Origin of the sequence: Patiriisocius hiemis (assembly GCF_031846325.1) — a bacterium.
GTDB classification, from domain to species: Bacteria; Bacteroidota; Bacteroidia; order Flavobacteriales; family Flavobacteriaceae; genus Patiriisocius_A; species Patiriisocius_A hiemis.
Window position 1 is genome coordinate 312,051 of sequence record NZ_JAVRHZ010000002.1, and the last position, 20,953, is coordinate 333,003.

18 protein-coding genes and 1 tRNA gene are annotated in these 20,953 nt (G+C 34.4%); 10 read left to right on the forward strand and 9 right to left on the reverse strand.

Annotated elements, in window-relative coordinates; genetic code table 11:
• Nucleotides 1–55 precede the first annotated feature (55 nt).
• Complete coding sequence (locus RM538_RS05560) at nucleotides 56–1,192, forward strand: ATP-binding protein (protein WP_311332411.1); 1,137 nt, start codon at nucleotides 56–58, stop codon at nucleotides 1,190–1,192.
• On the opposite strand, the gene RM538_RS05565 is transcribed toward RM538_RS05560, so the two are convergent.
• From RM538_RS05565 to ileS, 4 genes are all read right to left on the reverse strand, one after another.
• Nucleotides 1,184–1,837 (reverse strand): lipoprotein signal peptidase, encoded by a 654-nt coding sequence (locus RM538_RS05565; protein ID WP_311332412.1) that lies wholly within the window; start codon nucleotides 1,835–1,837, stop codon nucleotides 1,184–1,186. The two genes, RM538_RS05560 and RM538_RS05565, sit on opposite strands and share 9 nt — an antisense overlap.
• A gap of 56 nt (nucleotides 1,838–1,893) precedes the next feature.
• Entirely contained in the window at nucleotides 1,894–2,523 is a 630-nt protein-coding gene (locus RM538_RS05570) for a hypothetical protein (RefSeq protein ID WP_311332413.1), read from the reverse strand.
• A 131-nt stretch (nucleotides 2,524–2,654) separates the two neighbouring features.
• Entirely contained in the window at nucleotides 2,655–3,038 is a 384-nt protein-coding gene (locus tag RM538_RS05575) for a TraR/DksA family transcriptional regulator (protein WP_311332414.1), read from the reverse strand.
• Between the two features lie 11 nt (nucleotides 3,039–3,049).
• Nucleotides 3,050–6,451 carry an isoleucine--tRNA ligase gene (gene ileS, locus RM538_RS05580; RefSeq protein ID WP_311332415.1) on the reverse strand — a complete coding sequence of 1,134 codons (3,402 nt, stop codon included), beginning with the start codon at nucleotides 6,449–6,451 and terminating at the stop codon, nucleotides 3,050–3,052.
• A gap of 215 nt (nucleotides 6,452–6,666) precedes the next feature.
• Between ileS and RM538_RS05585 the strand changes: the two genes are divergently transcribed.
• Together RM538_RS05585 and RM538_RS05590 are read left to right on the forward strand one after the other, a co-directional pair.
• Nucleotides 6,667–7,590: a DUF6268 family outer membrane beta-barrel protein gene (locus RM538_RS05585; RefSeq protein ID WP_311332416.1), complete on the forward strand. Its 924-nt coding sequence runs from the start codon at nucleotides 6,667–6,669 to the stop codon at nucleotides 7,588–7,590.
• A 3-nt stretch (nucleotides 7,591–7,593) separates the two neighbouring features.
• Entirely contained in the window at nucleotides 7,594–7,953 is a 360-nt protein-coding gene (locus tag RM538_RS05590) for a hypothetical protein (RefSeq protein WP_311332417.1), read from the forward strand.
• A 1-nt stretch (nucleotide 7,954) separates the two neighbouring features.
• Here the strand turns inward: RM538_RS05590 and RM538_RS05595 are convergent, their stop codons facing one another.
• Complete coding sequence (locus tag RM538_RS05595) at nucleotides 7,955–8,419, reverse strand: CBS domain-containing protein (RefSeq protein ID WP_311332418.1); 465 nt, start codon at nucleotides 8,417–8,419, stop codon at nucleotides 7,955–7,957.
• A 120-nt stretch (nucleotides 8,420–8,539) separates the two neighbouring features.
• Here RM538_RS05595 and RM538_RS05600 point away from each other — a divergent pair, with 120 nt between their 5' ends.
• Both RM538_RS05600 and RM538_RS05605 read left to right on the forward strand, forming a co-directional pair.
• Complete coding sequence (locus RM538_RS05600) at nucleotides 8,540–10,951, forward strand: M20/M25/M40 family metallo-hydrolase (RefSeq protein ID WP_311332419.1); 2,412 nt, start codon at nucleotides 8,540–8,542, stop codon at nucleotides 10,949–10,951.
• Nucleotides 10,948–11,754, forward strand: a complete 807-nt coding sequence (locus RM538_RS05605) for a Rossmann-fold NAD(P)-binding domain-containing protein (RefSeq protein ID WP_311332420.1) — start codon at nucleotides 10,948–10,950, stop codon at nucleotides 11,752–11,754. Before RM538_RS05600 ends, RM538_RS05605 begins: the two co-directional genes overlap by 4 nt.
• Here the strand turns inward: RM538_RS05605 and RM538_RS05610 are convergent.
• The gene (locus tag RM538_RS05610) at nucleotides 11,751–12,335 is read right to left on the reverse strand and encodes a hypothetical protein (protein ID WP_311332421.1); all 585 of its coding nucleotides are present in this window, start codon (nucleotides 12,333–12,335) and stop codon (nucleotides 11,751–11,753) included. The genes RM538_RS05605 and RM538_RS05610 overlap by 4 nt on opposite strands.
• A gap of 102 nt (nucleotides 12,336–12,437) precedes the next feature.
• Here RM538_RS05610 and RM538_RS05615 point away from each other — a divergent pair, with 102 nt between their 5' ends.
• On the forward strand, nucleotides 12,438–13,379 hold the full coding sequence (locus RM538_RS05615; protein ID WP_311332422.1) for an NAD-dependent epimerase/dehydratase family protein: 942 nt from the start codon (nucleotides 12,438–12,440) through the stop codon (nucleotides 13,377–13,379).
• Nucleotides 13,380–13,462: 83 nt separating this feature from the next.
• Here the strand turns inward: RM538_RS05615 and RM538_RS05620 are convergent.
• Nucleotides 13,463–13,536: transfer RNA gene (locus RM538_RS05620), tRNA-Asn, on the reverse strand.
• A gap of 89 nt (nucleotides 13,537–13,625) precedes the next feature.
• Nucleotides 13,626–14,948, reverse strand: a complete 1,323-nt coding sequence (rseP, locus tag RM538_RS05625; RefSeq protein ID WP_311332423.1) for an RIP metalloprotease RseP — start codon at nucleotides 14,946–14,948, stop codon at nucleotides 13,626–13,628.
• Nucleotides 14,949–15,112: 164 nt separating this feature from the next.
• Here rseP and RM538_RS05630 point away from each other — a divergent pair, with 164 nt between their 5' ends.
• From RM538_RS05630 to RM538_RS05645, 4 genes are all read left to right on the forward strand, one after another.
• Nucleotides 15,113–15,784 (forward strand): SCO family protein, encoded by a 672-nt coding sequence (locus RM538_RS05630; RefSeq protein WP_311332424.1) that lies wholly within the window; start codon nucleotides 15,113–15,115, stop codon nucleotides 15,782–15,784.
• 67 nt (nucleotides 15,785–15,851) lie between these two features.
• Nucleotides 15,852–16,079, forward strand: coding sequence for a FeoA family protein (locus RM538_RS05635; protein WP_311332425.1), 228 nt, complete (start codon nucleotides 15,852–15,854; stop codon nucleotides 16,077–16,079).
• A 3-nt stretch (nucleotides 16,080–16,082) separates the two neighbouring features.
• The gene (feoB, locus tag RM538_RS05640) at nucleotides 16,083–18,182 is read left to right on the forward strand and encodes a ferrous iron transport protein B (protein ID WP_311332426.1); all 2,100 of its coding nucleotides are present in this window, start codon (nucleotides 16,083–16,085) and stop codon (nucleotides 18,180–18,182) included.
• A gap of 13 nt (nucleotides 18,183–18,195) precedes the next feature.
• Nucleotides 18,196–18,357, forward strand: a complete 162-nt coding sequence (locus RM538_RS05645) for an ATP synthase subunit B family protein (RefSeq protein WP_311332427.1) — start codon at nucleotides 18,196–18,198, stop codon at nucleotides 18,355–18,357.
• Nucleotides 18,358–18,403: 46 nt separating this feature from the next.
• On the opposite strand, the gene RM538_RS05650 is transcribed toward RM538_RS05645, so the two are convergent.
• Nucleotides 18,404–20,884 carry a zinc-dependent metalloprotease gene (locus tag RM538_RS05650; RefSeq protein WP_311332428.1) on the reverse strand — a complete coding sequence of 827 codons (2,481 nt, stop codon included), beginning with the start codon at nucleotides 20,882–20,884 and terminating at the stop codon, nucleotides 18,404–18,406.
• Between the last annotated feature and the right edge of the window lie 69 nt (nucleotides 20,885–20,953).

Sequence of the window (20,953 nt, forward strand, 5' to 3'; positions counted from 1 at the left end):
TTCTTTCAATTTAATAATATTTTATTATATTGCAATCCCCAAATTGAAATGAATTATGAGCTTTTTAGCACAAAAAAGAAGTAAAGTCTTCTTAGATACTGCTAAAGTTGTGCCCCTGAATCGTACTAATCTTAGTGATTTCTATTACAAAGAACTGGCGACCATGACTGGTTCTGGAGGATGGAGCATAAACTTTAAAGAAAAAACTAGCACATTAGACCATGAAGCTAGAAAAATACTTAGATTACCCTCTTCGTATAAAACTACTCCAAAAGGAGCATTATCTTTCTATACCAAAAAACACAAAAATAAAGCAATGTCGCTCTTTTTAAAGTGTAGTAAAGGAACTCCCTTTAAGACAACGATAAAAATGGTGCGGTATGATAAAAAGAAGTTTTGGGCAAAAGCAATTGGAAAACCCATTTTTGATAGCTCTAATAATATAATTGGTCTTCAGGGAGTATTTCAAGATATAACCGAAGAGGTTAAACAAAAAAAGAAGCTTAAAAAAACCAAAAAATTAGTTACCAAGCAGAAAAATCAGATAATAAATTTTTCAAAAATTATCTCTCACAATTTAAAGTCTCAAGCCGGAAATCTTGAAATGACTCTAGAGCTTTTAAAATACACTAATGACATTTCAGAAAAAGAAGAACTAAATGGCAACATATCTGCAATATCTAGTAGTTTAAATGAAACACTTACTCAGCTAAATGAACTACTTATAATTCAACATAAAGCTAAGTTACCTAAACAAAAAATTGAGTTTTCTCAAATACTAGGCAAGATTCACAAAGAGTATCAAGAGGAAATCGAAGAGTTTGGCGTTGAGATATTCTCAGATTTTTCTGAAGTTACAGAGGTTAAATACATCCCAAGTTTTCTTGAAAATATTTTTAGAAAATTGATTTCTAACGCTATAAAGTACCGCTCAAAAGATAGGACTCTTGGTCTAGACATATTTACTTTTAAAGAAAATGGAAAGAAATGCTTGCTTTTTAAAGACAATGGGGTAGGAATTGCAAGTACAAAGGTTAACAACATTTTTAACCTATACACTAAAGAAGAAAACCCAGAAAATGAGCTAAAAACAAGTCTTTTTGTACTTAAAAATCAGATTGAAGCTCTTAATGGTTCAATAGTAGCGACTAGTGTAGAGGGACAGGGTACAACTTTTAAAATATTATTCTAAGTTAGTTGCCTTAACTTTTTCTATATTATTACTTTCCTTTTCTTCTTCTTTCTTAGGAAAAGCTCTCTTATTAAATAATAATAGTAAAATTACACCAATGCTTATCGAAGAGTCTGCAATATTAAAAACAGGTTCAAAAAAGATAAAGTACTTTCCTCCAAAAAACGGAATCCATTCTGGCAATACTCCATCCCAAAGTGGAAAATAGAGCATATCTACAACTTTACCATAAAAAACACCTGCATAACCACCTCCCTCGGGCAAAAAGTGTGCTACTTGAGCTGTACTATGGTCAAACAAAACTCCATAAAAAACAGAATCGATAATGTTACCAAAAGCTCCCGCAAAGATTAATGCAACACATAGGGTTAATATTTTTGGTGCATTTTTTCTAACAGTATCCCAAAGCCAATATCCAATTCCCACAATTGCAATAAGTCTAAATAATGTTAAAAATAACTTCCCATATTCTCCAGGTATTTTTGCTCCCCATGCCATTCCTGGGTTTTCAACAAAGTGAATTTTAAACCAATCAAACACCTCAACCTCTTCTCCTAGAGCAAAATTAGTTTTTATGTAAATCTTTGATATTTGATCAATTAATAAAATAACAAAGATGATTATTGAAGCTTTTTTTAATGACATAGGTGAAATTCTAGAAAGTGGTTTACACACACTTGTAAACGGCAAAAATAGGAATATTATTTGGTTTCTAATAGTTCAATATCCCCTGATAAACTGGTAGCATAAATAACAAATCTATTGCCATTTAGAAGTTCATTTTTTACTATACCATTTTGAGAGGTAGCTGCTCCAGAGACATCTATTTTACTAGCCTTTACAGAAATGTTCCCTGTGCTTGTTTTAATATCTCCATCACCAATAAAACTATCTAATGTAATAGCTCCACCGTCTGTTTCTGCATAAAAGAAACCAAAAGTTCCCATTCCTTCTATAAATGCATTTTTTGAAGTAATACTAACAAATAAGTCTTTGGGTACTTTTATTTCTAGGGTGACCGAAAGTACTTTATGAGCCGCTAATTTGTCATTGTGGCGTTCAAAAAAGGGAGTGAAAGCAGGGGCTACTAGCAAAGCTTCATTTTGCTGAAAAACCTCTAACAGAACACTTTCGTGGTACTCTCCTTCAATATTGAGATTAATTTTTATTGTTTCTCTTTTTTCTGAAATCACTTTGATTAGAGAAGCTTCATGTCCATTAATTACAACACTCGTAAAAGGTGCTGCATCAAACTCCTTTTGAAGCTTCTTTTGAGAAAGTGCTTTAAAAGAAAGAAAAGTTAATAGTAAGACTAATACTCTTTTATTCATATAATTAAAAAAACCTCAAAGGGTTTACGTTATCATTTTGACATAAACACCCATGAGGCTATATTATTTAAGAAGTCTGCTTTGCAGCCGGATACGTTTTTAAACGCATTATTTTAAAAATACTAGCTCACTTACTTCTGCATGTTCTTTGCCTCAATACTTAGGGTAGCATGAGGAACTAACTTTAAACGCTCTGGGTTTATTAGTTTTCCTGTAACTCTACAAACACCATACGTTTTATTTTCAATACGAATTAACGCATTTTTAAGATCACGAATAAACTTTTCTTGACGGATTGCCAATTGAGAGGATGTTTCTTTACTCATTACTTCACTCCCTTCGTCAAATGCTTTAAATGTAGGTGAAGTGTCATCTGTACCATTATTACTATCATTACGGTATGCACTTTCTATAAGCTCTAACTGTTCTTGTGCTTTTTCAATTTTTTCTATGATAAGGACTTTAAATTCTTCTAATTCTGCGTCGCTGTATCTGTTTTTTACATCTTCTGCCATAATTCTATCGTTTAATGTTTTTTTATTTCAAGTTGAGTTGCAATTTCATCAAAAGCAATTTCTGTTCCATTGCTTATTTCATCCTCAAATTGCAATACTTCGGTTAAAGTTTCTTGTTTAATATACTCAATATTTTGTGATACTGCTAACTCTAAGGCGTCTTCCTTTTTAATTTTAATTGCTACTTTATCGGTTACTTCAAAGCCTGAATCTTTTCTAATATTTTGAATTCGATTAACTAGTTCTCTAGCAATACCTTCATTTTTAAGTTCTGGAGTAATTGTAATATCTAGTGCAACTGTCACTCCGTTTGCATTAGCTACTAACCAACCTTCTATGTCTTGAGAACTAATAAGCACATCATCTACTGTTATAGTGGTTGGCATATTGTTAACCACAATCTCTATTTCACCATTTTTCTCAATTACAGCAATTTGCTCTTGATCAAAACCTGAAATTGCACCAGCAACTAACTTCATGTCCTTACCAAAACGAGGGCCTAGTTTTTTAAAGTCTGGTTTTATTTGTTTCACTAGTATTCCAGAACCTTCATCTATAAGCTCAATTTCTTTTACATTTACTTCAGACTTAATTAAATCTGAAACCGCTAAAATTTCTTCTTTTTCTGAAGCTTCCAATACTGGAATCATAATTTTCTGAAGCGGTTGTCTCACTTTAATCTTCTCTCGCTGTCTCAACGACAATACTAAAGAAGATATTGTTTGTGCCTTTTGCATCTTATGCTCAAGTACTTTGTCTATGTAAGACGTATCTGCAACAGGAAAGTTACTTAAATGTACCGATTTTTCTCCACCCATACTAGTGCCTGAGGTTAAATCTTTATACAACCTATCCATAAAGAATGGAGCAATGGGCGCTCCTAATTGGGCTACGGTAACTAAACAAGTATGTAGTGTTTGGTAAGCAGATATTTTATCTTGAGCATACTCTCCTTTCCAATAGCGTCTTCTACTTAAACGAACAAACCAATTACTTAAGTTTTCTTGCACAAACTCATTTATTGCACGAGCTGCTCTAGTGGGTTCGTAGTCGGTAAAAGCATTATCTACTTTACCAATTAACGTATGTAATTCTGAAAGTATCCAACGGTCTATTTCTGGTCTATCTTCTAATGGGATATCTGCTTCTGTAAACTCAAAATTATCAAGATTTGCATATAAACTGAAGAAACTATACGTATTGTAAAGAGTCCCAAAGAACTTATTACGTACCTCAGCAATACCATCACTATCAAATTTTAAGTTATCCCATGGGTTTGCATTACTAATCATGTACCAGCGTGTAGCATCTGGGCCATATTGAGCTAGCGTTTCAAAAGGGTCTACTGCATTTCCTAAACGTTTAGACATCTTTTGCCCGTTTTTATCTAACACCAAACCATTGGACACAACATTTTTATACGCTACATCATCAAAAATCATAGTAGCAATAGCATGTAATGTATAAAACCAACCTCTGGTTTGGTCAACACCTTCAGCAATGAAATCGGCTTTACGCCAAGTATTTTCTACTTTTTCTTTGTTTTCAAAAGGGTAATGCCATTGTGCATAAGGCATAGAACCACTATCAAACCAAACATCTATAAGATCTGCTTCACGTTTCATGGGTTTTCCACTTGGAGAAACAAGGGTAATGGTATCTACAATGTTTTTATGAAGGTCTACTCTTTCATAATTTTCTTCAGAAAAATCACCTGCCTCAAAAGCTTCAAAAATATCTGCTTTCATTACTCCAGCAGCAACGGCTTTTCCCATTTCGGCTTTTAATTCTTTAATAGAACCAACACAGATTTCTTCTTTTCCATCTTCGGTTCTCCACAACGGTAACGGGATTCCCCAGTAACGTGAACGTGATAAGTTCCAATCATTTGCATTAGCAAGCCAATTACCAAATCGTCCTTCACCCGTAGCTTTTGGTTTCCAGTTTATAGTTTGGTTTAGCTCGAACATACGGTCTTTAAAGCTGGTTGCTTTTATAAACCAGGAGTCTAATGGGTAGTATAAAATTGGTTTATCGGTACGCCAACAGTTAGGGTAACTATGTACGTATTTCTCAACTTTAAAGGCTTTGTTTTCGGTTTTAAGTTTAATGGCGATTTCTACATCTACACTCTTTTCTGGTGCTTCCCCATCCTTGTAATACTCATTTTTAACGTACTTGCCAGCAAACTCTCCCATTTCGGGTCTAAATTTACCTTGTAGATTAACCAGCGGTACTAAATTATCGTTTTCATCTTTCACTAATAAAGGCGGTACCTCTGGAGTTGCTTGTTTTGCTACTAAGGCATCATCTGCTCCAAAAGTTGGTGCGGTGTGAACAATACCTGTACCGTCTTCGGTAGTAACAAAATCTCCTGCAATTACTCTAAAAGCGTTTTCTGGATTATCATTAGGTAATGCATAATCTAACAACTGCTCGTAACGGATATCTAAAAGGTCTTTTCCTTTACATTCAGCAGCTATAAAAAATGGTATTTTCTTTTCTTCTTTTTTATAGTTTGTTAGAACCGAAAGGTCTTCGGTTTGTTCATACTTTCCAGTAAACTGTTTTGCAACTAGGTTTTTTGCTAAGATTACATGAACTGGCTCAAAAGTATATTGATTATAGGTAGCCACTACAACATAATCAATGTTAGCGCCAACTGTTAATGCTGTATTACTTGGCAATGTCCAAGGCGTTGTAGTCCAAGCAAGGAAGTGAAGATGGTCATATTTTTTAAGAAACCCCGGAAGTGTTTCTTCTTTTGTTTTAAACTGAGCTACAACTGTAGTATCGGTTACGTCTTGATAGGTTCCTGGCTGGTTTAACTCATGAGAGCTTAGTCCCGTTCCTGCTTTAGGAGAGTATGGTTGTATAGTATAACCTTTGTATAAAAGGTCTTTGTTGTATATCTGCTTAAGTAACCACCACACCGTCTCCATGTATTTAGACTTGTAAGTAATGTATGGGTCTTCCATATCCACCCAATAACCATAACTTTCAGTCACTTTGTTCCAAACATCGGTGTAACGCATTACAGCTTTTCTACATGCTGCATTATAATCTTCAACAGATATTTTTTTACCAATATCTTCTTTAGTGATGCCCAATTCTTTCTCAACTCCTAGTTCAATAGGCAAACCATGTGTGTCCCATCCTGCTTTTCTATCTACTTTAAAACCTTTTTGGGTTTTATAACGGCAAAAAATATCTTTTATAGCACGTGCCATTACGTGATGAATTCCGGGCAATCCGTTTGCAGATGGAGGCCCTTCAAAAAACACAAAAGGAGTCGCTCCTTCACGAATAGAAATACTCTCTTCAAAAATGTTTTCACGTTTCCAAAAGTCTAGTATTTCTTCTCCTAATTTTGGGAGATTTAATCCATTGTATTCTTTAAAATTCTTGCTCATATCTATCGCCCTTTTTTGAGGGTTAAGTAGTTAAAATTCAACACTTCCCAACACCTTGGTTAGGCAGGATGCGAAAGTACTAAATTTTGAATTAATTTACTATGTGCAAATACAGCAAATAACAGTTTGATAAAATCTCTCTTCTTTCAGTTTTTAAATCTAAAACTTCACAATAATTCTAATTTGTATATTTACTGAAATCAACACTCACGCCATTGAAAAAAATATTGTTCTTTTTACTATTTGTTCCAGCTATAGTTGTTGGACAAGATTATGTTGATTTGCTTAAAATTGGCTATGGACAAACCTTCAATAACGATTTTGTAGATACTGAAGAAAGTACCTTTGTAAAGTCTTTTGAAGCAGACCTAACCATTCCTGTTGTCTTAAATGACAACCATGCTCTTATTACAGGAGCGGTCTTTAGCCGAAATAACTTACAGCTATTCCCAGAGGCTTCTTTTACTAGTTTATATAGTACCATATTAAAAGTAGGGTTAGCTTCAACCTATAATGAAAAATGGAGTAGCACGCTAGTACTATTGCCAAAAATAGCATCAGACTACAATGAAATTACTGGAGACGATTTTTACTTTGGAGGGGTTGCACTTTTAAAATATCAAAAAAATGAACACCTTAAATATCGTTTTGGACTTTATGCAAGTAGTGAAGCTTTTGGTATTTTTTCGACACCTATCTTTGGTTGGTACTACTTAAGTCCTAACTCCAAATTTGAAATGGATGTCTCCTTGCCTATTTCAACTGATATCAATTATACATCTGGAAGTATAACGTATGGTCTTGATTATTATGGTATTGGAAGGAGTTTTAGGCTTTATAACGAAGAGGGTGTTTCTGAAAGTTATGTAGATTTAGCTTCTTTAGAGTTTGCTAGTTATATTCAGTTTAACGCGCTACAAAAAAGTGTGTTGTTACGTGCAAAGTTTGGCTATTCTAGTAACAATTATGAAATATATCCCGATGGGCAAACTATAGACTTGGGTCTTTCGGCATTTGCCTTTGGTGATAATAGAACCCAACTTAATCCAGATATAAGTGGAGGTTTCTTTGTAAAATTTGAAGCTGTTTATAGGTTTAATATAACCTCTTCAGAAGAAGAAAAAACTAAAGAAGAGTAGCTTATGGAAGAGAAAAAATGTCCAGAATGTGGTAGAAAAATTATTGGGAGAGCCGATAAAAAATTCTGTAGTGATGGTTGCCGAAATAACTACAACAACACACTTAACAAGGATACTAAAAACTTAGTAAGAAATATTAATAATAGGCTTCGTAAAAATTATCGTATACTAGAAAAACTTAACACTAAAGACAAAACCAAAGTCCCAAAAGAACGCTTACTTCGTGAAGATTTTAATTTTAAATTCTACACCAGTCAATACGTTACTAAAACAGGAAGTGTCTATAATTACGTTTATGACCAAGGATATCTAGCCCTTGAAAATGATTGGTATTTATTGGTGAAGACAGATTTGAGGATGTAACTTATTTCCAAGTCTGCCCCTTTAATTCTAAGGCTGCTTTTAGAACATCTTTTTGGCTAATTAAGCCTACCAACTTACCATTTTCTAAAATAGGAAAACGTCTATGCTTAGATTCTAAAAATTTATTAGCAGCGTCAAAAACATTCATATTACCATCTATAGTTTCTACATTTTTGGCCATGTGTTGCTCTACCTTAATGTCTTCCATTGGGTGATTATAGTATCTGCTTTCGCTTATTTGTTTCATACAATCTCCTTCACTTATAATACCAACTAGTTCATTTTTATCATTTACCACAGGTCCTCCAGAGATTCTGTTTTTAATTAAAGTATTCATAACCTCCATCACAGATTGATCTGGTGTAAAAGTGGTTAAGTTTTTACTCATATAATCTGCAACAGTAATATTTTCATTACTCCCCTTGGTCTGCTTGGCTCTTTTGCCCATAAAACTTTTAATTCCCATGACGTTACTATTTTAGGTTTCTTAAATATAAACAATTTACAAATACCTTATTTGTCTTTTTTTCAAGATTCAACATTAGTAATAAAGTCGTATTTTTAAAACAGCTAAAGCCAACCACACATGAAAAAAATTACCGCACTCCTCTCTTTTGTACTTGTTCTCTTTTTAATATTCTATAGTTTTTACAGCCTTATGCCCAATAAAGGTACAGATGGTAGTATTCCAGAAACTGAATTTTCTACCCAAAGAGCGCTAGTCCACCTTAAAGAAATCACTAAAAAACCTCATTATTACGGTTCTAAAGCACATGAGAAAGTGCGTGATTACCTTGTTTCAGAATTAAAAGATCTAGGCGCAGAGACTGAAGTTCAAGAAGGCTTTGTTTGTGACTTATGGACTTATAAAACATCAAAAAACGATAGTATTATTTCATACCCTGGAGGATTCCACCTTATAAAACCTAAAAATATTGTTGCTAGAATAAAAGGGACTAACAGCACAAAATCTTTAGTGCTTTTATCACATTATGATAGTGCAATGGTACCCTCTTATGGCGCAAGTGATGCGGGAAGTGGTGTGGTAACTATTTTAGAAAGTCTGCGTGCCTATTTAGCAAATGGACAGCAACCTAAAAATGATATTATTATACTTTTTAGTGATGCTGAAGAAATTGGTCTCGATGGCGCTTCACTTTTTGTAAACGAACACAGGTGGGCACAAGATGCTGGTCTTGTTCTTAATTTTGAGGCGCGTGGAAGTGGTGGCCCCAGTAATATGATACTAGAAACCAACCAAGGAAATGCTAATCTCATAAGAGAGTTTATTGCTGCCAATCCTGAATTCCCAGTTGCTTCTTCATTAATGTATAGCATATACAAAATGCTTCCAAATGATACAGACTCTACAGTTTTTAGAGAAGATGGCGATATAGATAGTTTTTTCTTTGCCTTTATAGACGACCATTTTGATTATCATACTGCAAATGATAACTATGAAAATTTAGACGAAGAAACCTTACAACATCAAGGGAGTTATTTGCTTCCACTACTTAGTTATTTTGCCACTAGTGATTTAGAAAATCTTAAAGCTGAAGAAGATTATGTATATGTTAATGCTCCTTTCATAAAAATGATTAGTTATCCATTTTCTTGGATATTATGGATGCTACTACTCGCTATTGTTGGTTTTATAGGGCTGCTATTTTATGGAGTTTCAAAAAGGAAACTAAAAGGAAAGACCATTGCTAGAGGTTTTGCTGCTTTTTTAACACCACTTGTAATTAGTGGAGTTATCGGGTTTTTTGGGTGGAAATTGCTACTCTGGATGTACCCTGGTTATAATGAAATTCAGCATGGGTTTACCTACAACGGGCACTTGTACATTGCCTTTTTTGTATTACTCACCCTGGCAATTCTTTTAAAAACGTATAAGAAGTTTGGTAAAAATGATGCTGTCGCTGGATTGTATGTTGCACCCCTTTTATTTTGGATTATCATAAATGTTGTAGTGTTTATTATTATTAAAGGAGCTGCCTATTTTATTATTCCTGTACTATTTGGCTTAGTTTCTTTCTGGTTACTTATCAAACAAGAAAAGCCTAACATTTTATTATTAACCTTATTAGCAAGTCCAGCTATACTTTTGTTTTCGCCTTTAATTCAGTTTTTTCCAGTTGGACTAGGCCTAGAAATGTTAGTAATAAGTTGTGTGTTTACAGTACTTACCTTTGGTTTGATATTGCCCGTGGTAGGTAATTATCGTTGGAAAAACATCCTCGCTGCATTAAGTTTTATTGGAGCTATTGTGTTTTTTATAACTGCACATATTAAAAGTGATTTTTCCGAAACAAGACAGAAACCTAATAGTTTGGTCTATTACCAGGATACAGAAACCAATGAAAGTTACTGGGTAACGTATGATAAAATTCTTGATGATTGGACAAAAGGGTATCTAGGTGATACGCCAGAAGAGGCTTCAAAATTTATTTCTAGTGTTGCAGGAAGTAAATACAATACTCCGTATACCTATGCTGCTAAGGCTCCACAAAAAGATATAGCATCTTTTACTCTTTCTTTGCATAAGGACACTATTATTGATAATAAGAAAAATGTATCATTTACAATTACTCCGCAAAGAAATCTACAACGATTAGGAATATATGTAGATGAAAACATTGTTTTTGAAAATCTAATAATGAATGGCAAATCAGATGAGCCAGATGAAGACGCTGTAAACCTTCAAAGCAAACGAATAAACAATAGCCTAGTAAGATACTATGTAGCAGATAACGATCCGCTTACATTAGAATATACAATAGATGCCAACCATCCTCCTGTTACTTTTACAGTATTAGAATATTCTTATGATTTGTTGAGTCATCCACAATTTACCATTAATAATAGAGCAAATAATATGATGCCAAAACCCTTTGTTGTAACAGATGCTATTATAGTTAAAAAAAGTTTTGCTTCAGACAGTATCCCGAAAGCAATAAAAGACACCATTACAAATAGGCAACTTAATAGCTTATGAACAACACAATAGGAATTGCAGGATTAGGATGGTTGGGAAAGGCTTTTGCACAACATTTACAAACGTTAGGTTACAACATAAAAGGGACTGTAACTCAAGTTGAAAAAGCTTCAAGATTACAAAAACAAGGTTTTAACGCCTATGCAGTAGAACTTTCTGAGAGTGGCGTTACAGGGAGTGTTGCAGGGTTTCTTAAGAATCTCTCTGTTTTGGCAATAATGATTCCCCCAGGATTACGGAGAAATACAGGAGCCAATTATGTATTAAAAATGAAGTACTTTCTAGATAAAATTTCTGAAAGTGATATTAAAAAAGTCATTTTAATAAGTAGTACATCTGTCTATGATGACTCCCAAGGAGAAGTATCTGAAAAAGACATCCCAATACCAACTACAGAAGCCGCAAAGCAACTTTTTGAAGTTGAGCAGTTATACTTTAACGCTCCTTTTATTAATACATCTATTGTACGATTTGGAGGGCTTTTTGGAGGGACTCGACAACCAGTACGTTACCTTGCTGGAAGAAAAGAGTTGTCTGGAGGGGATGCACCCGTAAATCTTATTCACAGAGAAGACTGTATTGGTATACTCACACAGATTATTCAACAAGATGCTTTTGGACATATTTTTAATGGTGTAATTCCAGAACACCCTACCAAGAGAGATTATTATACTAAAGTTGCCAGACAGTTAAATGTTGAAGCACCACATTACAAAAAAGAAGAAGGTGAAGTTTTTAAAAAAGTAGACTCAATACATTTGGACCTAGTATTGCAGTATCATTTTAAACAGGGACTGCTTTAGTTTTTTTGGTCTTTAAGCTCCGCTTGATAAACTGAATCTAAAAAACGTTTCTGCTCTTGTCGCTCTTTTTCTTCTTCCTCAAGTCGTTGAACATCTATTGCTTCTCTTTCAAATTTTTCATTAATTTGAAGCACTAAATCATTTGTTGCTTTATAGAGTTCTTTAAGTTGGTCTTCCACCTGAGCACTATCTACTCTAGACTTTCGCACTTCTTGATGCAACATAGCCACTCTCGTTTTTGCAACGAGTAATCGTGCATAAATTGGGCTTTGATTTAAGGTGTCAGGAATAGTCTTAGTAATAGAATCTGTAGTGATTAAAAGCCTTTCAGAATTATTTTTTATGGCTTCTATTCCAACTTTCTGAAATCGAGTGAGGCCGTTTTCAAAATCTTCAAATGCTTTCCATTGTTGAATTTGTTTTTGAGCTGCTTCAGAAAATGATGGTAGTTTATATTGCCTTGCACCAAAAGATGTAGTATTGTCTTGAACAACAGTTTCTTGTTCTTGTGTTTCTGAAGTTTTTCCGCAGGAAATTAAAACAAGTGCCCCTAATATGTGCCAAAATTTACGTAGTCGCATAATACTTTTAAAGACACAAAGATAGTTGTTCTTGTTACAACCTATTAGTGAAACTCAAAAGTTTATAGTTATCTTTAGCTTCCGAAAAAAAATTGAAAAAAATTGAAAAAAAGAATACTGATTATTGGCGCTTGCGGACAAATAGGAACCGAATTAACTGCACGATTGCGAGCCAAATACGCCCCACATAAAGTAATTGCAAGTGATATTGTAGAAGGTGATACCGCTATGATGCAAAGTGGCCCTTTTGAAATTCTAGATGCTATGGATTATGATTCATTGCAGGATATAGTAATAAAATATGAAATTACAGATGTTTATTTAATGGCCGCTATGCTTTCTGCAACTGCAGAAAAATTTCCAATGCGAGCTTGGAACCTCAATATGGACTCCCTTTTTAATGTTTTAAATTTGGCTAGAGATGGTAAGATTAATAAGATATTTTGGCCTTCTAGCATTGCTGTATTTGGGCCTACAACTCCAAAAGTAAATACTCCTCAACGCACTATTATGGAACCCTCTACAGTATATGGGATTAGTAAACAAACTGGGGAGCGCTGGTGTGAATACTACAATAAAAAATATGGAGTAGATGTGAGAAGTATAAGATACCCAGGGCTTATAAGTTATACAACACTACCAGGAGGTGGTACAACAGATTATGCTGTAGATATTTATTACAAAGCAATAAAACATAAAAAATATATTTGTTTTTTAAATGCTGAATCTACCCTGCCCATGATGTTTATGGATGATGCATTAAAAGCTACTATTGGAATTATGGAAGCTCCAGAAAGTGATATTAAAATTAGAAACTCTTATAATGTTGGAGCAATTAGTTTTAATCCTGAAGAAATTGCGGCAAGTATAAGAAAGCACATTCCAGAGTTTAGCATTAGTTACGAACCAGATTTTAGACAAGCCATTGCAGACTCTTGGCCAGAAAGCATAGACGATTCTCTTGCCAGAGAGGATTGGGGCTGGGATCATAAATATGAACTAGATGACATGACTAAGATTATGTTGGAGAATTTGGGTAAATAATTATGAAAGTTTTACTTTAAATATTCAAAAACACATCAAAAACAAAAACCCACTCAAATTGAGTGGGTTTTTTGTTTAATTTGCTCTCCCTCTTGGGCTCGAACCAAGGACCCTCTGATTAACAGTCAGATGCTCTAACCAACTGAGCTAAGGGAGAATTTTATTCTTTACTTAAAGACAAGTACCTTTAAGCGGATGCAAATATAACTTTATTTTGATTTGACACAAAAAGAAAATTATATTTTTTTAGCTTCCAAACAACCAACGGTAAATATCATTTCCGTTTGCAAACAGTACTAGTGCAATAAGTATAAAGAAACCTACCATTTGAGCATACTCCATAAACTTATCGTTAGGCTTGCGCCCGCTTACCATTTCATATAATAAAAACATTACGTGTCCTCCATCTAATGCAGGGATAGGTAAGATATTCATGAATGCCAGAATAATAGATATTAATGCTGTTGTTTCCCAAAAAGACACCCAATTCCAGGCATCTGGAAATAAGTTTCCTATAGCACCAAAACCACCTACTTGTGTTGCGCCTTTTGCAGTAAATACATACTTAAATTGAGCTACATAATTTTTTAACGTTCGGTAACCGTAACCAATACCTCCGGTAATAGCTTCTCCAAAACTGTATTTTATTTTTGTTTCACCTATATCTCGAGCAAAATTTTGAATTCCAATTACACCATCTTCATTTGGAGTAACACTTAAAGTGTCTATTATGTTATTCCTTGAAATAACAACAGTACTTTCTGTGTTTTTGTTATTATCTATTTCGTTAGTAAAATCATGCCAATAAGTTACTTGTTTTCCATTTACAGCAATAATTTTATCTCCTTTAAGCAAACCTGCTTTTGCAGCAGGAAGATCTGCTACAACAGTATCTAATATAGGTTGCCTTATAATCTCAAAAGGTCTTATTACGTCTTTATCAAACATCTCAGAACCGATATCTTCTGGCAATGATATTGTTTCCGTTTGAAAGTTTTGATGTTGCACAGTTACCGTTTGTACATCTGTTAAAAAAAGCAATCTATTAATATCTGTTACATCTTCTAATGGCTCACCATTAACCTGCAATATCTTATCTCCATCTTGAAACCCAAACTCTTTAAACTCTTGAGCTACTGCAAAACCCCTTGGCATATCTTCATTAGTAGTAATATCTCTTCCGTAGAAATATAAAATCATTGAATAGATAAAAAACCCTACAATTATATTTACAGTAACCCCGCCTAACATAATAATAAGGCGTTGCCAAGCTGGTTTACTTCTAAACTCCCACGGTTGTGGTTCTTGCGCCATTTGTTCTTTGTCCATACTCTCATCTATCATACCACTAATCTTCACATACCCACCTAGAGGTAACCAGCCAATTCCATAAACCGTTTCGCCTATTTTCTTTTTAAATAAAGCGAACTTTACATCAAAGAATAGAAAAAACTTTTCGACTCTAGTTTTAAAAATTTTTGCTGGAATAAAGTGTCCTAATTCATGAAGGACAATTAATAATGATAAACTTAATAAAAGCTGTAATGCTTTAACTACAAATGGACTCATAGACAACTGTTCTCTTTTCTAAATAACGCACAAAAGTAACCTATTCTAAATTGGTATAAAAATTATGTAGGTTATACTTCTATGTGTTTCATTTTTACTACAAATTAACTGGTGAAATCAACTTTCGAGCCGTATTTTTGTAATCCACTTTTTTGTTCTTAAAAATGCTTCAGTTTTTTGCTAAATATAAGTTTTTTGCTATCGTGCTTTTGGTGCTTTCTGCCATTATTATTTCGGTTATATATTCTATTTTAAAACCCGAGAGAACACTCCCAATTTATCAGCCAGATACTGTGAATGCAGAATTGGTAGACTCTACAATTCAGCATGTAAAAAAATACCACACAATTGGATCTTTTGAATTAACCAATCAAAATGGAAAAACTGTTACTGAAAAAGACTATAAAGATAAAATCTATGTAGCCGATTTCTTTTTTACGACTTGTCAGACAATTTGCCCTATCATGACGGGTCATATGCTACAAATACAAGAAAAGTTGAAAAACGATAACGACATCTTATTGCTGTCCCATACAGTAATGCCTGAAATTGATACAGTTGCACAACTTAAAAAATATGCGATTGAAAAAGGGGTTAACGATGCAAAATGGAACCTAGTCACAGGTGGTAAAGAAGAGATTTATAACCTAGCAAGAAAGTCCTACCTAGCTGCAAAAGAAACAGGAAATCCATACGACTTAGTGCATACAGAAAATTTTGTGCTTGTTGATACAAAAAAACGTATTCGCGGTTTTTATGATGGCACACAACCCGATGCCATTGCACAATTACTTAAAGACATTGAAGTCTTAAAAGCCGAAGAGGAAAAGCCTTAAAATAGTTTTCTTACTTGCTCTTTTTACCTTACTTTTGCGTTGTTTAAAATCAATCTAAATAATATTAATGCTTACTATTGCCCATCTTAAAAAAGGACAACGCGCTATTATCAAAGAATTCTCAGCAGAAATTGTCCCTCTAAAATTGCTAGAGATGGGGTGTCTTCCTGGCAATGAAGTAGCATTAGTGCAAACTGCACCTTTCCAAGACCCTTTGTATTTAAACATTAATGGAAGCCATCTAGCCATACGTAAAGAGACAGCCTCACACATTGAAATTGAAATTATTTCGTAAGCTATGCCAAAACAAATTAATGTTGCACTTATTGGAAACCCAAACACAGGAAAAACTTCAGTTTTTAATAGGCTTACAGGCTTAAACCAGAAAGTTGGAAATTACCCTGGCATAACTGTAGAGAAAAAGGAAGGCACATGTAAACTACCACGTGGAGCAAAAGCACACGTTTTAGACCTCCCAGGAACCTATAGTCTAAATGCATCTTCACTTGATGAAAATGTTGTTATTGAATTACTTCTTAATAAGAATGACAAGGACTTTCCTGATGTAGCTATTGTTGTCGCCGATGTTGAAAATTTAAAAAGAAACCTCCTTCTCTTTACACAAATAAAAGATCTTGGTATTCCAACTATCCTAGCTATTAACATGGCAGATAGGATGAAACGAAAAGCCATTTCTTTAGATATTGAAACGCTTGAGGAAAAACTGGAAACCAAAATTGCTTTAATAAGCTCACGTAAAAATGAAGGTTTTGACAATCTAAAAGAACTTATAAATAACCACAAGCACCTTTCTACAACACCTTGTGTAAATGCATCTGTTATTGCACCTGAGTATTTTGATAGACTGCGAAAAGCCTTTCCTAATCAAGATTTGTATAAACTCTGGTTAGTAATTACACAAGATGTAAACTTCGGTAAGTTAGATAGAGGTGAAATGAAGGGCGTTGCTACATTTCAAACCGAAAGTAAAAGTAATCTTAAAAGGCTTCAGCAAAAAGAAACCATTGCTCGCTATCAATTTATAAACGGTGTTTTAAAAGAAACCTTAGTTGTTGATACCGCAAACGCAAAAGACTTACGAAGTAGATTTGATAGAGTTCTTACCCATAAATTTTGGGGCTATATTATTTTCTTTTCCGTATTACTGCTAATCTTCCAAGCGATTTTTGATTGGAGTAGCTATCCAATGGATTTTATTGATGAATCTTTCGCTTCACTTAGTGAATGGACAAAAAACACGCTGCCACCAGGAGATTTCACAAATCTTATTGCCGAAGGTATTATCTCTGGTTTGGGCGGAATCATCATCTTTATTCCACAAATTGCTTTTTTATTTCTCTTTATCGCCATACTTGAAGAAAGTGGTTATATGAGTCGGGTTGTTTTTTTAATGGACAGAGTAATGCGTCGTTTTGGGCTTAGTGGAAAAAGTGTTGTGCCATTAGTTTCTGGAACAGCTTGTGCTATTCCAGCTATAATGGCTACCCGAAATATAGAAAGCTGGAAAGAGCGTTTAATAACCATTCTAGTAACGCCTTTTACAACTTGTTCGGCTAGGCTTCCTGTGTACTTAATAATTATTGCTTTGGTAATTCCTGAGGAACGTGTACTAGGTATTTTTAGCTTGCAAGGGCTTACTTTAATGTTTTTATACTTATTAGGTTTTGGTGCTGCTATATTTTCAGCTTGGTTGCTTAATAAGGTTTTAAAGATTAGAAGTAAAACATTTTTTGTAATCGAGATGCCTAATTACAAAGTCCCGATGTTTAAAAATGTAGCTATTACAGTTATTGAAAAAACTAAGTCATTTGTTCTAGGGGCAGGTAAAATAATTTTAGCTATTTCAATTATTCTATGGGTACTAGCATCCTATGGTCCTGGTGATTTTAATAACGCTGAAACTATTGTGACACAAGAAAATAGTAGTATTTCACTTTCTGAAGAAGAATTAGAAACTAAAATTGCTTCCTATAAATTAGAACATTCATACATTGGAATTATTGGAAAAGGGATTGAGCCAGCCGTAAGACCTCTAGGCTACGATTGGAAAATAGGAATCGCCATTGTAAGTAGTTTTGCTGCAAGAGAAGTTTTTGTAGGCACGTTAGCTACCATTTACAGCGTAGGTAGTGAAGAGGAAGAAACCATTAAAAACAGAATGGCTGCAGAAGTTAACCCAGTACTAGGAACTCCACAATTTAACTTTGCAAGTGGAATCTCATTACTGTTATTTTATGCCTTTGCAATGCAATGTATGAGCACACTAGCCATTGTAAAACGGGAAACTAATAGCTGGAAATGGCCAATGTGGCAGCTAGGAGCAATGACAGTTATTGCTTACGTTGTTGCCTTAGCAGCATATCAATTTTTAAAATAGTTATCTTTATACTATGCAAACAACACTTGTCATATTAACTTTCGTTATTGCCACAGGCTATATTCTTAAAAAGTTTGTTTGGAATCCTTTGTTTGAAAACCGAAAAAAAACAACCCTTGGCACACTAGATGGTGGTAAAACCAAATGTGGTAACAAGGATTGCGGGTGTCATTAATTTTTGAAATCTCAAATATCAAGTTTTAAACACCAAAGGCTTTTATTTAATCTTCATCAAACCAACCATCAATGCGAGCAATGGCATCTTCATAATGATATCTAGTCTCGGTATTTACTCCATTTTTAGCTCTATTTAAAATAGCTCTTAACGTTCTTAACTCTCCTCTTACCAGAGCTCTAACATCACTAGTATTAACATTAAATACTAGTCTGCCTTCAAATCCAGGGCGGCTAAAACTATTACTAGGTCCTTCATTTTCTAATAAATACCCCATACGATCTAGGTAGGTGCGCTGTAAATTTCTACGATAGATATCTACGTTTCTTCCTGTAGTTGCTTCTTTAAAAATTCCTTTACGTAAATCGCGTAACATTTCAAGTGCGCTGTAATATTCTGTTCCAGTAGTTTCGGCATCAACAAGTCTTCCTATTCTGTCAAAACTCAACAAATTATTTATATGTCTCGCTTGCACCCTACGAAGCCTTTCAAAATAACCTGCATGGTCTATATTTTGAAGAATGCTTTCATCGACTAACCAAGTTGGAGTTTCAAAAGCGTTATCATGTAACCATTGCATAGATTCTTTTTGAGAACTTTCGTCAAGGTGTGTGTATATAGTTCCTCCTTGAGATGGTGTTTTAATGTTCTCGAAAACGCCTCCAATATTGGTGACTACATGTCCAACATAACGACTCCAAACACCTAGCATTTCACCATATAATTCTTCTAAATCTGCATAATTATTAGTTTTATCTGATGTCCAACTGGGTAAATTTTTAGCTACATACTGTAAGTTTTTAATCCCATAAGTACTTGCTTTAATTGGGTTGTCTCCAATAGCTTCGGTTTGCGATTGAGGGTCAAAACGACTGGATTGTCTTCCAAATTTATAACGAGCATCTCCTGCCTTATCAAGAATCCAAGAATCTAATGTTTTCTTTTCTGCTTCTGGAGAATTTGCACCAGGAATAACACGATATCCCCAATTGGTAGCATAATGATCATAAGGTCCCATTTGACGAATAAATCTAATATTCTTATCACCAGGCTGTGCTATGTAATTGTACCGTGCGTAATCCATTAAACTAGAGGCAATTCCAAACTCTTGTGTAAAAGCACCATCCCTATACGATTCTACATCATAGGCATAACTCGCAGCCATATTGTGTGGAAAGCCAAGAGCGTGCCCAACCTCATGTGCAATAACCATTCGCATCATTTCGCCAATTTCTTTATCAGGTGTGTTTAACGTTCTAGCACTTGGGTTAGCAGCACCCGTTTCTAGTAAATACCTGTTTCTATAGCTACGTAAGTGATTGTGATACCATATAATATCACTTTCTATAATTTCTCCACTTCTAGGGTCACTCACACTTGGACCAACTGCATTACGTGTAGTACTTGCTACATATCTAACAACAGAATAGCGAATATCCTCTGGGCTGAACTCTGGGTCTTCTTCTGGTGTAGGAGCATCTTTTGCAATAATTGCATTTTTAAAGCCGGCTGTTTCAAATGGTTTTTGCCAGTCTTCTATACCTTGTTTTATGTACTCCTTTAAGTTTTCTGGTGTCCCTGGGTCTAAGTAGTACACAATAGGCTTTACAGGTTCTACTAACTCTCCTCTTGCATAGGCTGCGGGGTCTTTAGGTTCTAATCTCCAACGGCGAATGTATGTTTTTCTGTCTGCCTTTAACTCTTCACTTCCAAAGTCATATTGACTTACTGTAAAGAATCCAACTCTTGCGTCATACAATCGAGGTTGCATTGGTTCTTCTGGAAGTAAAATCATAGATTGATTCATTTGTAAGCTAATAGACTCTGTAGCTCTGTTTGATGGTGGCTCTGAAGCATTATAAGTAAAGTCTTGTTTAACTTCTATGTTTTGAGGAAAGCTTTTTACTGAATGAATAAAACTCCTTGACTTATCAAGGTTCTTTACTTTGTACTGTCTTCTTAATCTGGCAGAAAGACCACTAATAGCTTTTACATCAGATTGAAAAAACTTGGTAACATCTATAACTACATTGGCAGAGTCTTTACTTATTGTTGCAATATCAAAAGCATATAAGGTAGGTTCGTAATTGTTTACGTATACCGAATTGCTAATCGCTTTGGTACTATCTGCCACATTTGCAAAAGACTTTACTTTTAAAAGTATTTTGTCTTGAAATTGCTGCCAATGCACTACTTGCTCATTAGTTTTTGTTCCCGCATTAAAATAACCACCACCCAGTCCTGTAGGTATTTGTGCAATTCTTGAAACCCAAAGCATGTCTTTTTCAAGTAAGTTTTTTGGTATTTCATAGTAGTATTGCTTTTTTACTTTATGGACTTTAAACATCCCTTCATCTGTAACCGCGTCTTTAGTAATAACTTTATCATAAGACTTCATAGCATCTTTATCCTTTTTTGGTGCTGATGTAGCAGTCTGAGAAGATGTTTTGGCTTTTGTACTTTTTTGTGTAGAAGAACAAGATAAGAATAGCGAAAAAGAAATCGCTAGGAGTAGAAGTTTTTTCATGGGTGTTTTATTTGAAACTGAAAAATACGCATTCCTTAGCCTAGGCTATTTCAGTTTAAAATAAAATTA

Excerpts from the sequence above, each read along its gene's own strand:
- RM538_RS05560 (WP_311332411.1), top strand. The coding sequence starts at position 56 with ATGAGCTTTTTAGCACAAAAAAGAAGTAAAGTCTTCTTAGATACTGCT.
- RM538_RS05565 (WP_311332412.1), bottom strand. The coding sequence starts at position 1,837 with ATGTCATTAAAAAAAGCTTCAATAATCATCTTTGTTATTTTATTAATT.
- RM538_RS05570 (WP_311332413.1), bottom strand. The coding sequence starts at position 2,523 with ATGAATAAAAGAGTATTAGTCTTACTATTAACTTTTCTTTCTTTTAAA.
- RM538_RS05575 (WP_311332414.1), bottom strand. The coding sequence starts at position 3,038 with ATGGCAGAAGATGTAAAAAACAGATACAGCGACGCAGAATTAGAAGAA.
- ileS (WP_311332415.1), bottom strand. The coding sequence starts at position 6,451 with ATGAGCAAGAATTTTAAAGAATACAATGGATTAAATCTCCCAAAATTA.
- RM538_RS05590 (WP_311332417.1), top strand. The coding sequence starts at position 7,594 with ATGGAAGAGAAAAAATGTCCAGAATGTGGTAGAAAAATTATTGGGAGA.
- RM538_RS05595 (WP_311332418.1), bottom strand. The coding sequence starts at position 8,419 with ATGGGAATTAAAAGTTTTATGGGCAAAAGAGCCAAGCAGACCAAGGGG.
- RM538_RS05600 (WP_311332419.1), top strand. The coding sequence starts at position 8,540 with ATGAAAAAAATTACCGCACTCCTCTCTTTTGTACTTGTTCTCTTTTTA.
- RM538_RS05605 (WP_311332420.1), top strand. The coding sequence starts at position 10,948 with ATGAACAACACAATAGGAATTGCAGGATTAGGATGGTTGGGAAAGGCT.
- RM538_RS05610 (WP_311332421.1), bottom strand. The coding sequence starts at position 12,335 with ATGCGACTACGTAAATTTTGGCACATATTAGGGGCACTTGTTTTAATT.
- rseP (WP_311332423.1), bottom strand. The coding sequence starts at position 14,948 with ATGAGTCCATTTGTAGTTAAAGCATTACAGCTTTTATTAAGTTTATCA.
- RM538_RS05630 (WP_311332424.1), top strand. The coding sequence starts at position 15,113 with ATGCTTCAGTTTTTTGCTAAATATAAGTTTTTTGCTATCGTGCTTTTG.
- RM538_RS05635 (WP_311332425.1), top strand. The coding sequence starts at position 15,852 with ATGCTTACTATTGCCCATCTTAAAAAAGGACAACGCGCTATTATCAAA.
- feoB (WP_311332426.1), top strand. The coding sequence starts at position 16,083 with ATGCCAAAACAAATTAATGTTGCACTTATTGGAAACCCAAACACAGGA.
- RM538_RS05645 (WP_311332427.1), top strand. The coding sequence starts at position 18,196 with ATGCAAACAACACTTGTCATATTAACTTTCGTTATTGCCACAGGCTAT.
- RM538_RS05650 (WP_311332428.1), bottom strand. The coding sequence starts at position 20,884 with ATGAAAAAACTTCTACTCCTAGCGATTTCTTTTTCGCTATTCTTATCT.